Origin of the sequence: Paenibacillus dendritiformis (genome assembly GCF_945605565.1) — a bacterium.
GTDB lineage: Bacteria > Bacillota > Bacilli > Paenibacillales > Paenibacillaceae > Paenibacillus_B > Paenibacillus_B dendritiformis_A.
Genome location: NZ_OX216966.1, coordinates 2472241 through 2486219, shown reverse-complemented (window position 1 = coordinate 2486219; position 13979 = coordinate 2472241). Strand labels below are relative to the sequence as shown.

12 protein-coding genes are annotated in these 13979 nt (G+C 56.6%); 2 read left to right on the top strand and 10 right to left on the bottom strand.

The features are described 5' to 3' along the window. Positions 1-40 precede the first annotated feature (40 nt). The 4 genes from NNL35_RS10885 to NNL35_RS10870 form a co-directional block, all read right to left on the bottom strand. Positions 41-472 (bottom strand): flagellar basal body rod protein, encoded by a 432-nt coding sequence (locus NNL35_RS10885; RefSeq protein ID WP_111155268.1) that lies wholly within the window; start codon positions 470-472, stop codon positions 41-43. A 191-nt stretch (positions 473-663) separates the two neighbouring features. Next, a complete protein-coding gene (locus NNL35_RS10880) occupies positions 664-807 on the bottom strand; it encodes a hypothetical protein (protein ID WP_164776455.1) in 144 nt (47 codons plus the stop codon). Positions 808-979: 172 nt separating this feature from the next. Beyond that, positions 980-1423, bottom strand: a complete 444-nt coding sequence (dtd, locus tag NNL35_RS10875; RefSeq protein WP_254553348.1) for a D-aminoacyl-tRNA deacylase — start codon at positions 1421-1423, stop codon at positions 980-982. A 273-nt stretch (positions 1424-1696) separates the two neighbouring features. Next, positions 1697-3874 (bottom strand): RelA/SpoT family protein, encoded by a 2178-nt coding sequence (locus NNL35_RS10870; RefSeq protein WP_006679656.1) that lies wholly within the window; start codon positions 3872-3874, stop codon positions 1697-1699. A 312-nt stretch (positions 3875-4186) separates the two neighbouring features. Between NNL35_RS10870 and uraA the strand changes: the two genes are divergently transcribed. Beyond that, the gene (gene uraA / locus NNL35_RS10865) at positions 4187-5455 is read left to right on the top strand and encodes a uracil permease (RefSeq protein ID WP_111155270.1); all 1269 of its coding nucleotides are present in this window, start codon (positions 4187-4189) and stop codon (positions 5453-5455) included. Between the two features lie 64 nt (positions 5456-5519). On the opposite strand, the gene NNL35_RS10860 is transcribed toward uraA, so the two are convergent. The 6 genes from NNL35_RS10860 to NNL35_RS10835 form a co-directional block, all read right to left on the bottom strand. After that, the gene (locus NNL35_RS10860; protein WP_006679654.1) at positions 5520-6032 is read right to left on the bottom strand and encodes an adenine phosphoribosyltransferase; all 513 of its coding nucleotides are present in this window, start codon (positions 6030-6032) and stop codon (positions 5520-5522) included. Further along, positions 6022-8475, bottom strand: coding sequence for a single-stranded-DNA-specific exonuclease RecJ (gene recJ / locus NNL35_RS10855; protein ID WP_254553347.1), 2454 nt, complete (start codon positions 8473-8475; stop codon positions 6022-6024). Before recJ ends, NNL35_RS10860 begins: the two co-directional genes overlap by 11 nt. A gap of 21 nt (positions 8476-8496) precedes the next feature. Further along, positions 8497-9444, bottom strand: coding sequence for a cation diffusion facilitator family transporter (locus NNL35_RS10850; RefSeq protein ID WP_254553982.1), 948 nt, complete (start codon positions 9442-9444; stop codon positions 8497-8499). A 204-nt stretch (positions 9445-9648) separates the two neighbouring features. Next, entirely contained in the window at positions 9649-10557 is a 909-nt protein-coding gene (gene secF, locus NNL35_RS10845; RefSeq protein WP_254553346.1) for a protein translocase subunit SecF, read from the bottom strand. After that, entirely contained in the window at positions 10547-11827 is a 1281-nt protein-coding gene (gene secD, locus NNL35_RS10840) for a protein translocase subunit SecD (protein WP_006679650.1), read from the bottom strand. Before secD ends, secF begins: the two co-directional genes overlap by 11 nt. Before the next feature lie 97 nt (positions 11828-11924). Then, positions 11925-12137 (bottom strand): post-transcriptional regulator, encoded by a 213-nt coding sequence (locus tag NNL35_RS10835; protein WP_193372699.1) that lies wholly within the window; start codon positions 12135-12137, stop codon positions 11925-11927. A 242-nt stretch (positions 12138-12379) separates the two neighbouring features. Between NNL35_RS10835 and spoVB the strand changes: the two genes are divergently transcribed. Further along, positions 12380-13978 (top strand): stage V sporulation protein B, encoded by a 1599-nt coding sequence (spoVB, locus tag NNL35_RS10830; protein ID WP_254553345.1) that lies wholly within the window; start codon positions 12380-12382, stop codon positions 13976-13978. Position 13979 lies beyond the last annotated feature (1 nt).

The following is a 13979-nucleotide window of genomic DNA, read 5'->3' as shown; positions in this document are numbered from 1 at the left end:
TTATCCTATCATATTGACTTTCCGAAATAAAGTGAAGAGGTTAGCCCTCTTCTCCCGGATCGAAATATCCGCCATTCTCGCGGATAAGCCGGACGGCGTCATGATAGTCCGCTTCATCCGCCTTCGCGGTGACGACATAGCGCAGCCCGTCCGGCGGCTCCATCCGTTCGGAGGAAGCGATGTCCTCACCCCCTTCGTTACCGGTCAAATCCGTGGCGGGGGTCGTCGTGAGCGCCTCCTGACCGTCGTCGCGCGTCCTCACGATGCCGCCCGGGCCTACGGCCGATATGCCGCCGTTATAAGCGGAGCCATTCGCATTGCCGGTTATGAACGGGGCGAACAGCATCTGCTTGCTGCCAAGCGGGCCTCCCAGCTCCCCGACCTCGATATTCGTGGCGCCTGCCGCGATAAGCTGTATCCGCAGCGTCTCCGCCTCGTCCTCCGTCCGCGTATATGCCTGAATTCGTTTCATCTTCCGTCACCTCGCCGTCTTCTGGTATCGTATTTCCACCCTTTCCTCATCCTGTGCACCAAGATGAAGATGCGGATTGCTGGCGGAAGTCCTTCCGTACGACTTAATACCCCGGCGCCCCAGCCGGTGAAACAGACAGCAATGCCCGGCCCCTTCCTGATGGAAGAAGACCGGGCATCGAATGACCGCGGCTATCGCTTTACATTGGCTCCTTGGCGGCGAAGAGCGTCCTGCTCGGCCTGCTCCTCCCGCAAGAGCGCAGCCGCTTCCTTGACGGATTGAACGGCTGCCCAGGTGCTGTACTGGATCGCGAGCTGATGCAAAGATTGTCGCACGATACGGCTCCTTTCCGCAGCTGCCGGCCGATCCCGTATGCCAAGCGAAGCATCCGGTCGGGCAGGGCAGCACGCGCAGGGTTCCTCCCTAGTATGGGCCGCGTCCGCGTTCAATTATTCCACTATTCAACCCGCTCGCTCCCCAGGCGGGCCGAGCTTGTCCGGCGTGAGACTACTCCCGGCTGTCCACGATGAGCGTGACCGGCCCCCAGTTCACCAGCTGCACATCCATCATTGCTCCGAAGCGGCCGGTCTCCACAGCGAGCCCCAGCCCGCGCAGCCGCTCATTGAAGCTCTCATAGAGCCGCTCCGCCTGCTCCGGCCGCGCGGCAGCCATGAAGTTGGGGCGCCGTCCTTTGCGGCAGTCGCCGAACAGGGTGAATTGCGAGACGGACAATATCGCGCCTCCTACATCCTGAACCGACAGATTCATCTTCTCCGATTCATCCTCGAAAATGCGCAGCCCGGCAATTTTGTCGGCCGCCCAGATCGCGTCCTGCTCCATATCCTCATGCGTTACGCCGACGAGCAGCATCAAGCCTGGGCCGATGCTCCCGACCGTCTCTTCCTCAACCGTTACCGCGGCTTCCTTGCACCGCTGAACCACGATTCGCATGCTACCTTATCATCCCTTCCTGCAGTTGAACTACCTCTTGAATTACTTCTTTTGAAAAAACCTCTTTAATTATGTGTTCAAAAAGTCCGGTTTTCAGCACCGAGAAGGTTGCTTGAACTCGAAGAGGGAGCAGCGGAGTGTAGGTAAGCTACATGAGCAGCGGACATCAAGAGTGAATGCAAGATTCGATGCCGAGTTACTTCCTGATTCACTTCGTGATCAAAAGCGGACTTTTTGAACTACCTCATAACATGCCAAAAAAGTGCAGCGATCTCACTGCATGATCCGCTGCACCGTATACACGTCCTTCACACGCTTAATCTTCTCGACCACCGAATGGAGATGGTCGGTATTGCGGATAAGAATCGTCATATGAATCATCGCCAGCCGGTTGCGATCCGAACGGCCCGAGACGGCGGCGATATTCGTCTTGCTCTCGGAGACGGCCTGCAGCACCTCATTGAGGAAGCCTCTCCGATCCATGCCGGTAATCTCGATGTCGACACTGTAATTCGCTTCGGAGGAATCGCCCCACTGCACATCGATGATCCGTTCCGCCTCTTCCCCGTCGATCGTCGTCGGGATGTTCAGGCAGTCGGCCCGGTGGATCGAGACGCCCCGTCCGCGGGTAACATACCCGACGATCTCGTCGCCAGGCACCGGATTGCAGCAGCGGGCGAAGCGAACGAGCAAATTGTCGATGCCTTCCACTCTGACGCCATGCGCGGGCCGGGGTTTGCGCTCCGGCTCCTTCTTGACTTCCTTGACCTCGTGGGTCAATTCAATCTGATTGGCCTCTTCCGTTTCCTTGCGCAGCTTTTCCGTCAAGCGGGTCACGATCTGGGAGGCGGTAATGCCGCCGAAGCCGATCGCGGACATCATGTCCTCGATATCGTTGAAGGTGAATTTCTTCGCGACCTCGAGCAGCTTGTCGTCGCTCATCCAGGCCGACGGCTCCAGCCCCAGCCGCTTCAATTCCCGTTCGATGCCTTCGCGTCCCTTTTGAACGTTCTCTTCCCGCTTCTCTTTTTTGAACCACTGCTTGATTTTGGAGCGCGCATGCGACGACTGCGCGATTTTGACCCAGTCCGCGCTCGGCCCGTAAGAATGCTTGGACGTCAAAATCTCGACGATATCGCCGGTCTTCAGCTGGTGATCGAGCGGCACGATGCGGCCATTCACCTTCGCCCCGATTGTCCGGTTCCCGACCTCGGTATGGATGCGGTACGCGAAATCAAGCGGCACGGATCCGGCCGGAAGCTCGATGACTTCTCCTTTGGGCGTGAATACAAACACCAAATCCGAGAAAAAATCCATTTTGAGCGATTCGACGAATTCCTGCGCGTCGTTCGTCTCCTGCTGCAAATCGAGAATTTCGCGCAGGAACGTCATCTTCTCTTCGAAGCTGCCCGAATTGGCTCCGCCCTCTTTGTACGCCCAGTGGGCCGCAATCCCGTACTCGGCCGTGCGGTGCATCTCCCAGGTCCGAATCTGCACCTCGGTCGGTTCCCCCGTCGGACCGATGACGGTCGTGTGGAGCGACTGGTACATATTCGTCTTCGGCATCGCGATATAGTCCTTGAACCGGCCCGGCATCGGCTTCCAGAGCGTGTGGATAATGCCGAGGGTGGCATAGCAATCTTTGATATTGTCGACGATGATCCGAATCGCCAGCAGATCATAGATTTCATTGAACTGCTTGCTCTTGGCCGTCATTTTTTTGTAGACGCTGTATATATGCTTCGGTCGGCCGGACAGATCGGCGGTAATGCCCATCTCCTCCAGCTTCTCCTGGATGCGCCCGATAACGTCGGCAATATACTGCTCCCGCTCGGCGCGCTTCTTGTGCATGAGGTTGGCAATGCGGTAATACTGCTGCGGATTCAAATAGCGAAGCGCAATGTCTTCCATCTCCCACTTGATGGCCGAGATTCCGAGCCGGTGGGCGATGGGACAGAAGATTTCCAATGTCTCGTAGGCGATGCGCCGTTGACTCTCTTCCGATTGGTACTTCAGCGTCCGCATATTGTGAAGCCGGTCCGCCAGCTTGATGACGATAACGCGGATATCATTGGCCATGGCCACGAACATTTTCCGGTAATTCTCGTTCTGCTGCTCTTCCTTGGACCGGAACTGAATCCGTTCGAGCTTCGTTAATCCATCGACCAGCATCGCGCATGTATTTCCGAATTTGGTGCGCACTTCCTCCAGGGAGACGGATGTGTCCTCCACGACATCATGCAGCAGCGCCGCTACGACGGAAGTCGGATCCATCTGCATGCTCACGACGATGTCGGCGACAGCCAGAGGGTGCAATATATAGGGTTCACCGGATTTCCGGACCTGCCCCGAATGAGCCTGCTCCGCGAACAGATACGCTTCACGGACGCGATCCAGATCCGATTCTTTCATATACGCCGAGGCCTTCTCTAATAAATGATCGATGCCCATTGGAGTCGTTTCGGTTCCTTTCTTCAGTCGGGGAGCATATCCGCCAGACTACAGATTTATATCCTTTAATTATGCCTTTATTCGGTGTCTCCCGTCAATGGTCTCCCTAGGCTTCCCTAATTGAGTCTGTCTTTTTTTGTTGAAAAATAGGTTTTTCATTCGAAAAAACTCGACTTTCTCGACATTTTATTGCCCCATCAGAAAAATGTTGTTGAAAAATAAGCCGGACAGCATGTAAATTATATAGTTGGGTCTAAGGGATAATATCCAGAACGGATTATGACAATTTCATATTAAAGGAGTGCATTCGACTTGCAACGCGAAATTCAAGTGCATGAAAAACCGGCTTTCGGGCCTGGACTGCTGCTAAGCATCCAACACATGTTCGCCATGTTCGGATCGAACGTGTTGGTGCCGAACCTGTTCCACGTCGATCCGGGCATCGTACTGCTGATGAACGGATTGGGCACCATCTTCTATCTTGTGCTGTGCCGGGGGCTCATCCCAGCCTTTCTCGGATCGAGCTTTGCGTTCATTTCTCCGGTTACAGTCGTTCTCACCGGCAATGGCGGCAGCTACGCCCAAGCGCTCTCCGGCTTCATCGTATGCGGAATCATCTTCGTGGCGGTCGCGCTTATCGTGAAGTGGGTTGGCACTCGCTGGCTGGATGTGCTCTTCCCGCCGGCCGCCATGGGAGCCATCGTCGCGGTCATCGGCCTCGAGCTTGTTCCGGTCGCTGCCGGAATGTCGGGATTTATTCCGTCCGCTCCGGGAGCCGCGCTCGATTCGACTGCCATTACGCTGGCCTGCGTCACGCTCGGCGTGACCGTGCTCGGCAATGTGCTCTTCCGCGGCTTCTTCAAAATTATTCCAGTTCTAATCGGTATCATTACCGGTTATGTCGTCGCTTACTTCATGGGCGCCGTCAGCATGGATCCGGTCCGGGAGGCCGCCCTGTTCAAAGCGCCGACATTCACGTTCCCTGAATTCAACTGGACGGCGATCGCTATTATCGTGCCTGCGGCACTGGTCGTCGTCGTGGAGCATATCGGGCATTTGATGGTAACTAGCAATATTGTAGGCAGCGATCTGTCGAAAAACCCGGGGCTTCACCGCTCCCTGCTCGGCAACGGGATCTCGACCATCTTCTCCGGCTTCTTCGGCTCGACGCCGAACACGACGTACGGGGAGAACATCGGTGTCATGGCGCTTACCCGCGTCTATTCTGTATATGTCATCGGCGGCGCGGCGGTCATTGCCATTATCATGTCGTTCTTCGGCAAAGTATCCGCCCTCATCGCCAACATCCCGGTGCCCGTCATGGGCGGCGTATCCCTGCTGTTGTTCGGGGTTATCGCGGCATCCGGCCTGCGGGTGCTCGTCGATGCCAAGGTCGACTACGGCAAGCCGAAAAATCTGCTGCTGACGACGCTCATCATCGTCATCGGCATCAGCGGCGCCACCTTGAAGCTGGGCGCTGTAGAATTGAAGGGAATGGCGCTGGCCACGGTGCTCGGCATCGTGCTCAACCTGTTCTTCATCATCATTGACAAGCTGGGCTTGTCTAACGAGCAAGCCTGATGCATGCAAGAAACCCCCTGGAACGGGCGTCAGCCCGGTTCAGGGGGTTTTTGACATTCACCTATTAGTAAGTCATCAGGGAACGCACGTCAATATCCGGCAGCTTGGCGCGTCCGTTCAGGTCGCTCAGTTCGATCAGGAACAACGCACCGACCACTTCTCCGCCCAGTTGACGCACCAGATTGACGGCCGTCGAGATCGTGCCTCCGGTTGCCAGCAGGTCGTCGGCAATCAACACCTTCTGCCCCGGCTTGATCGCATCCTTGTGCATGGCCAGCTTGTCACTGCCGTATTCCAGCGCATAGCCCGCTTCAATCGTCTCACCCGGCAGCTTGCCGCTCTTGCGAATCGGGACGAATCCGGCCCCGATCGCCAAGGCGAGCGGAGCGCCTACGACGAAGCCGCGCGCCTCCGGTCCGGCAATCAGATCAATTTGCTTATCCTCGACCAGCTGCTTCATTGCGGCGATCGCCGCCTGATAAGCGGAACCGTCCTTCAACAGCGTCGTAATATCTTTGAAGCTGATTCCCGGCTGAGGAAAATCGGGGATGACCCGAATATACGATTTAAAATCCATCTGAACTCCTCCTAAGTAATGAAACATCGCGGTCTTCGTCCCAGCAGGACCACAGCCATGCTGCAAACTCCTCCGTCGCTGGCTCATACCAGCGCTGCTCCCAGGCGGCTGCAGTTGCCCAGTCCCGGTAACGTTGGGAAGCTTCCAACGAGGTCTTCGCCGGCTGTGCCGCCATTTCGAATGTCGTTGTATGTTTATGATGAGTGCAAGTTAAAAATTGCAGCTCCTTGAACATATCGAGCAGCAGCATGAATTCCCGCAGGGACAAGTTGACGCGCTTGGCCAGCGCTCGCATCGGCTCGGGTTCATTGGTCCATGTATGTACCCGTCTCAATTCGGCATAAGCCCGCTTGATTCGATCGCGCGTCGGCATATGAAGCCGTCCCCCGATCGGTTCGCGCGGCAGCACGACATGCAGCCGTTCCATATGGCGAAGCTGGCGGATTAACCGGCTCCAATCCTGCTCCGATGGCGGCATCCCGAACAGCACCATCTCGCGAACGCGCTCCGACATCGCGGCAATGAACGGCTCGTCTCCCCGCCATGCGCCAGGAACGACGACCGGTCCATCCTCCTCGTCGCTATACAGCCACGCGAACGATTCCGCGGCATGCACGCCCGCCTGTTCACGGGTCGTGACGAGCACGCTTGCGCCGTCTCCATCCTGCTCCAATATACGCGCCAGCTGGACGGCGGTCTCCCAAGCCTCCGGGATCCCCCGCAAATCGAACAGCTGCCGCTCCTGGATTCGGATATCCTGCATGAACAACTGCGGTCTGCGCCGACCGTTCCATTCATTGACGGACAGCTCGCCCAGCACATCCGCCTTCACGTCACTCGCAATCCTTCGGGCCAAGCCCCCCCGGTGAAAAGCTACCGCATCCAATGTAGCACGCTCTTGGCTCAACATCAACTTCAAATGTTGGCCTTCCTTGCCCATCGTCCGGATCTCGCGCACCCGCGCGTTGCGGATGACGACCCGGGGGCTCGGATTGCCCATGCCGAACGGGGCCAATTGCTCCAGCTGGTCGATCACTTCCAGCGGAATCTCATTCAAGCCGCATTCCGCGTCCACTTCGACGCAAGGAACGAAGTGCTCCTCTGTCAGTATACCCTCGGCAATCTCTTGCAGGCGCCGCTCAAGCTCCGCGAGCTTGTCTGCCTGAATCGTCATGCCTGCCGCGGCCTGATGACCGCCATAATGCTCGAACAGTTCGCCGCACGCCTGCATCGCCTCGTACAGATCGAAGCCCGGGATCGACCGGGCCGAGCCTTTGCACAATCCCGTCTCCCCGTCGATTCCCAGCACGAAGGTCGGACGGTAATATTTTTCGAGGATTTTGGAAGCGACGATCCCGATGACGCCGACATTCCAGCCCTCCGCGGCCAATACGATGACATGAGGAGGCTCGCCCGTATCCTCCATCTTCTCCACCAACTGTGCTTCCGCTTCCTTGACGATGCCGTCGACGATCTTCTGCCGCTCCTTATTCAACCGATCCAGCTCCCATGCGAACGCCTCGGCCGCCGCGTCGTCTTCCGCCGTCAGCAGTTGAACCGCGATGCCGGCATGATCGAGCCGGCCGCTGGCATTGATTCGCGGAGCCATCGAGAAGGCGATATGCGTCGAGGTCACTTCCTTCGGATCGATGCTGCACACTTGAAGCAGCGCCCGAATCCCGGCATAGCGGGAACGCTTCATCCGCTGCAGGGCTGCCCGCACGAGAATGCGGTTCTCATCCAGCAGAGGCATCAGATCAGCGACAGTGCCGATGGCGGCCAGCTCCAGCCACTCCTCGGGAATCCGTCCGAGCAGCGCGTGCGCCAGCTTGAAGGCCACCCCGACACCGGCCAGCCCTTTGAACGGATAAGGGCAATAAGGCAGCTTCGGATTGACCAGGGCGCAGGCTTCCGGAAGCTGCTCCGGAGGCTCATGGTGATCGGTCACCACGATGTCGATTCCAAGCCCGCGGGCGTAAGCGATTTCCTCCACGGCGCTTATCCCGGTATCGACCGTTACGACGAGGGTGACGCCGCAAGCCTTGGCATCTTCCAGCGCGGCCTTGTTCAGCCCGTACCCTTCGTTGGCCCGATGCGGGATATAATAATCGAAATCCGCCTCCAGGTGACGCATCAAATAAATCATAAGCGATGTGCTCGAGACTCCGTCCGCATCGTAATCGCCATATATGCGAATGCGCTCGCGGTTCGCAAGCGCTGTCCGGATTCGGGCCACCGCGTCTTCCATTCCTGCCAATAAATATGGATCGTGCATCTCATCAATATCCGCATGCAAAAACCGGTGCGCCTGCTCTGCGTCTGCAATCCCCCGTACGGCCAGCATACGGGCGACCAGCTTCGAGACCCGGGCTTCCTGGGCCAGCTGCTCGATGCCGGTATCCGGCACGTCAGAGCAGATCCACCGGGAGCGTGGATGAAGCATCCTCCCACTCCTTTAACATCCTCATTGCAGCAGCGTAGACTCTCCCCCGTCATTGTCCGGAATCCGGTACGGATTGCCGGTTTCGAACGGGTTCACATGGACAAATACGTCTGCCACATGCAAATAACGCTGCATTAAATGATTTTTGACCCGCTTCGCAATCGCATGGCCATCGGCCACCGATATGCGGGGATTTACACTGATTTTAACATCGACGATAACATAATGGCCATGTTCCCGCGCCCGCAGATTGTCGACGGTAATGACGCCGTTGACCGACTGTACGGCCCGGATGAGCGGATTCGCTTCTTCATCATGAAGAACATGGTCCATCGTCGAGTGAATCGCTTCCTTCACCAATCTCGTTCCCATCTGCAGCACAAGAAGCGCCACGATAAATCCGGCTGCCGGATCCAGATACAGCAGCCATTCGATATGATACATCCCGCCGAGCATCGCGGCTCCCACCCCGATCAGCGCCGCGATGGAGGAATAGACATCGGAACGATGCTCCCATGCGTTCGCAATCAATGCTTGCGATGATAAGCGCTTGCCCAGCCGGAACTTGTACTGGAACATCGCTTCCTTCACCACGATAGACACCATAATCGCGGCGAGAGCGTACCATTTCGGGATGTCCATCTGCCCGTGCCATACCGATTTCACGGCCGAGACGGCGAGCTCAAGCCCGACGACGAGCAGCAGCACCGAGACGATGATGGCGGCGATGGATTCCGCTTTGCCGTGTCCATACGGATGATCCTTGTCCGGAGGGCGCTTCGCTGCTTTCAAGCCAACAAGGACGGCGCCGGATCCCGCCACATCCGAGGCGGAGTGCCAAGCGTCCGCGATGAGTGCTTGGCTGCCCGCAAAGAAGCCGGCAATCCCTTTGAGCAGCGCGAGCAGCAGATTGCCGATAATGCCCAGCCATGCCCCTGCCTCGGCCCTTGCAAACCGATCGGTCGTCATGTCGCAACCCTCGCATTTCATTTTTTTCATTCCTATTGTGGACTTCGACTTCGCATGAGTCTGTTCTTGCTTGCAACATCAAAGCCGCGTCAGCATCCTGTACTGACGCGGCTTCATCTTTATGCTTGCGCCGCAGGCTGCGGCAGGGAAGCCAAGCCGGGACTCGTTCCATTGCCGCCGCATCCTTCGGCTTGAAGTTGGCGGTTACGCCTGCTTCGGCTTCGCCGGAGACTTGGACTTGTTCTTCTCCTTGCTCTTCAAGACGACCCACAGCGGGCTCGCGATGAAGATCGAGGAATAAGCGCCGAATGCCAAGCCGACCAGAATGGCCAGCGAGAACATCCGGATCGACTCGCTCGCGAAAATAAACAGACAGAGGGCCGCCACGAGAACGGTCAACACCGTATTAATGGAACGGGTCAGCGTCTGATAAATACTGTCGTTCACGAGATGGGACAAGTCATGTATATTTTTGACCTTGGCAAATCTCATATTCTCGCGAATCCGGTCAAAAATAACGATCGTATCGTTGATGGAATATCCGATGATGGTCAGCACCGCGATAATGAACGGCAGATTGACCTCAAGCCGGAATATCGAGAAGATGCTGATAACCATGAACGCATCATGCAGCAAGGCGACGACCGCCGAGATGGCGAAGCGCCATTCGAAGCGGATGCTGATATAGATAATGATGCCGATGCTCGCGATCAGGACCGCGAGCAAGGCATTGCGCTGCAGCTCGCGCGCAATCTCGACATCGACCGTATTGATTTCGAATGAAGCGCCCGCGTCCAGCTTTTTGAAATCTGCCTTGAACTGGTTCTCCATCTGCTCGGTCAGCACTTCCGTGAACCGGATCGTCACCCGGTCGCTGCCCATCGTAATGGTCGGCTCCTTCTTCAAGTGGTACGGCTCCAGCATCTGCTCGATCTGGGCCTTCTCCACCGGCTTTGAGAGCGTAATGTCCACGTTCGTGCCCGAGCTGAAATCTACCCCGTAGTTCAAGCCAAACACGCTAAGCGAGATCGCGCCGACAATCGTAATAATGATCGACAAAATAAAGAAGTATTTGCTGGAATGAACAAAGTTGAACGTTCCTTTAAAGCGCACGGATTTCACTCTCCTTTACGCCGAAATATCCCGGTTTGGACAGCACGTTCGCTTTGACCAGCGCATGCAGCATGACGCGGGAGAGGAATACGTTCGTCAAAATACTGACGATAACCGTCATCATCAGGATGAGCGCAAAGCCCTTGACCTGGCTCTCGCCCAGAATATACATGACGACGCCGGCAATAATGGTCGTAATGTTCGCGTCCATAATCGTCCGGAACGAGTTCTTGGAGCCTGCCTTCATCGCGGATTTGATCGACTTGCCGCTGCGCAGCTCCTCCTTAATCCGTTCATACGTAATAATATTCGCGTCGACGGCCATGCCGAGACCGAGAATGAAAGCCGCGATGCCCGGCAGCGTCAGCGTAATCTCGGACAGCCAGAAGACAATCAGCAGAATCCATGTAAACAGAATCAGCGAGACGCTGGCAATAACACCAGGCAGCCGATAGATGACAAGCATAAATAACAGAATCAGCGCCGTGCCGATGAGTCCGGCCTTCACTGTCTGCTCCAGCGACATCTTGCCAAGCGTAGCCGTAACGGTCTGCGAGTACTTCTCGGTCAGCTTGAGCGGCAAGGAACCGAGATTGATCGTATCCTTCAGCTCGTTCGCTTCTTCCTTCGTGCGCTGGCCGGTAATTGTCGCTTCCCCGCCTGGAATCTCATAATTGACGGACGGATCGGAGATGAGGGTGTCATCCATGAAAATCGCCAGATGGTTGCGCGCTTTGGTCGGATCCGGATCATACAGACCGGCGAGACGTTTTGTAATTTCGGCGAATTTGCTCGCATCCTTCAGCTTAATCGCTACGATCGGACGCTGCAGCTCGTCAAATACGACGCTCGCTCCGCCTTCGACGAAGTCCGTTCCTTTCAGTTCAATCTTGCAGTAATCGGTCGCGTCTTTACAGCCTTCAGAGCTGCGGAATGTAAGAACAGCCGGTTCTTTCAGCTTCTTCCGCACCTCCTCCTCGTTCTGAACGTCCGCAATTTTGACGCGGATCCGGTCGGAGCCTTCAATCGTAATCTCCGGTTCGCTCGTACCGGTGGCGTTAATCCGTTTATCCAGACTTTTGGCGGTCTGTTTAAGCGCATCGTTAGTCACTTTCCCGCCCGATTCCAGCGGAGAGGCTTGGTATAGAATCTCGAAGCCGCCCTTGAGATCGAGTCCGAGACGTATGTTGTTGACGATCGAAGGGCTAGTCCAGACAATGACACCTAGCGATACGACAACGATGAGCAGAAATGCTAACACCCTTTTCATATCGTCCCTATTCCCCTTTCATATTCAATATTCCTATTATATCGACCGTCATTTTTCGAGTCAATTTTTGTGATCATGGCATAAAAAAAATCTCGCCTTATAAAAAGGGAGACCCGCGATAAGCCGCCATCGTCATAAAGTTCATGAATTGCGTTGCTTTCAAAGACAAAATATCATTGACGACCTGATGAATGGCCGGCTCAGCGTCCTCTTTTTTATACTTGGCGCTGACGCACTCCCATACATCCTTCCCCGTTACCTGCTCGTAGCCGAGCAGCCTCAGCTCTTCCGCCTTGCTCTCACAGCACATTTCGATCGCCTCGACCCGCTCCTGTTCCGTGCATGGCTCAGACACGCCGCTCACTCCTTTCCGTGTCTATTTATTATTCGCGATCCTGCACGCAATTCCTGCTTCGCACCCCATAGCAATCATTGCCTCTCCTGACTTTTCGCTTCCATCGGTACAAGCCAATCGTCATGGAATGGGGACAACCGCATATTTATGGTTATATCAGGTAGACAAGTCTTCAGGGGAAGAGGGATGATCGGAACGTGAAGAAGCAGTCATTCATACAGGGAACGCTGATTTTATTGGCCGCAGGCATTGTGAATCGCATACTCGGGTTCATTCCGCGCGTTACTCTTCCGCGCATCATCGGGGCGGAAGGGGTAGGAATCTACCAGCTCGGCTACCCCTTCCTGCTCGTCATCATTACGTTGATTACAGGCGGCGTTCCGCTCGCCGTAGCGAAGCTGATCGCCGAGGCGGACTCTGTCGGGGATCGTGCCCGCGTGCGGCGCATTTTATCCATCGCCATGAAGCTGACCGTAAGCGCGGGCATCGTCTTCTCCGCCGCCTGTCTCGTGCTCGCACCATGGATTACAACCCGCGTTCTGACGGATAGCCGGGTGTACTATACGTTTCTCGTCATGACGCCAATCATCGTTATGGTCGCCATCTCCGCTGTGCTGCGCGGCTACTTCCAAGGCATGCAAAATATGGTACCGACCGCCGTCTCCCAAGTAACCGAGACGCTTATCCGCATCGTGGCCGTCATCGGCTTCGCCTATCTCTTCCTCCCCTACGGGCTGGAATGGGCGGCAGCGGGCGCCATGGTCGGCGTCGTCGTAGGCGAGCTCGGAGGGCTGCTCGTCCTCGTCTTCCTGATGCGGTCCGCGCGCAAGCAGAAGGAGAGCGGCGCGGCCGATGGAGCTCCGGCTTCACCACAGCCGCTGCAGGAAGGAGCTTCGCACAAGGTAGCTCCCCGCTTGCTCCGCATTGCGTTACCCGTAACGGGAGGCAAGCTTATCGGCTCGCTGTCCTACCTGCTGGAGTCGATTGCGATCGCGCGCAGCCTGGCGGCCGCCGGTGTTCTCACCGCGATCGCGACGGCGCAGTACGGCGCTCTCCAGGGCATGATTATCCCGATATTGACGCTCCCTGGGGCGCTGACTTACTCGCTGGCCGTCTCTCTCGTGCCTTCGTTATCCGAGGCGCTCGGCCGAAATGACATGCGCACGATTCATAAGCGTATACATCAGGCGATCCGGCTGGCCCTCGTATGCGGCGCGCCGTTCGCCGTCATCATGTTCGTGCTCGCGCTTCCGCTCTGCGTCCTGCTCTATAACGATGCCAGCGTCGCTCCCATGCTGCGATGGATGGCTCCGATCGCGGTCTTCATCTATTTGCAGGCGCCGCTGCAGGCTGCGCTGCAGGCCCTTGAGCGCCCGGGAACCGCCCTCGTCAACACATTTATCGGAGCCGCCCTGAAGCTTCTGCTCATTATTCAGTTGGCTTCTCAGCCTCAATTGGGCATTTATGGAGCCATTATCGCGATATGCATCAATATTGTCGTCGTCACGCTGCTCCATGCGGTGAGCGTCATCCGCCATCTTCAATTGAAGATGCCATGGCTCGATTTCATCAAGGTGGGATCTGCCATGGTGATTATGGCAGGCTGCATTCAGGCGGTCTATGTGCGCGCTCCGCTGCCGGAAGGCTACGGCCTGCTGCGCTTTGTCGCTGCGGGGATGGCGGGGGTCATTGTCTATCTGCTACTGCTCATTATTATGGGCCTCATCAACCGCGATGATGTGACGCGGCTTCCGCTGGTCCGGCATTGGCTGCCGCCGAAGCCGCATCGCAAATAAT

Excerpts from the sequence above, each read along its gene's own strand:
- NNL35_RS10885 (WP_111155268.1), bottom strand. The coding sequence starts at position 472 with ATGAAACGAATTCAGGCATATACGCGGACGGAGGACGAGGCGGAGACG.
- dtd (WP_254553348.1), bottom strand. The coding sequence starts at position 1,423 with ATGCGAATCGTGGTTCAGCGGTGCAAGGAAGCCGCGGTAACGGTTGAG.
- NNL35_RS10870 (WP_006679656.1), bottom strand. The coding sequence starts at position 3,874 with ATGGGCATCGATCATTTATTAGAGAAGGCCTCGGCGTATATGAAAGAA.
- NNL35_RS10860 (WP_006679654.1), bottom strand. The coding sequence starts at position 6,032 with ATGGATTTTAAATCGTATATTCGGGTCATCCCCGATTTTCCTCAGCCG.
- recJ (WP_254553347.1), bottom strand. The coding sequence starts at position 8,475 with ATGCTTCATCCACGCTCCCGGTGGATCTGCTCTGACGTGCCGGATACC.
- NNL35_RS10850 (WP_254553982.1), bottom strand. The coding sequence starts at position 9,444 with ATGACGACCGATCGGTTTGCAAGGGCCGAGGCAGGGGCATGGCTGGGC.
- secD (WP_006679650.1), bottom strand. The coding sequence starts at position 11,827 with ATGAAAAGGGTGTTAGCATTTCTGCTCATCGTTGTCGTATCGCTAGGT.
- NNL35_RS10835 (WP_193372699.1), bottom strand. The coding sequence starts at position 12,137 with ATGTGCTGTGAGAGCAAGGCGGAAGAGCTGAGGCTGCTCGGCTACGAG.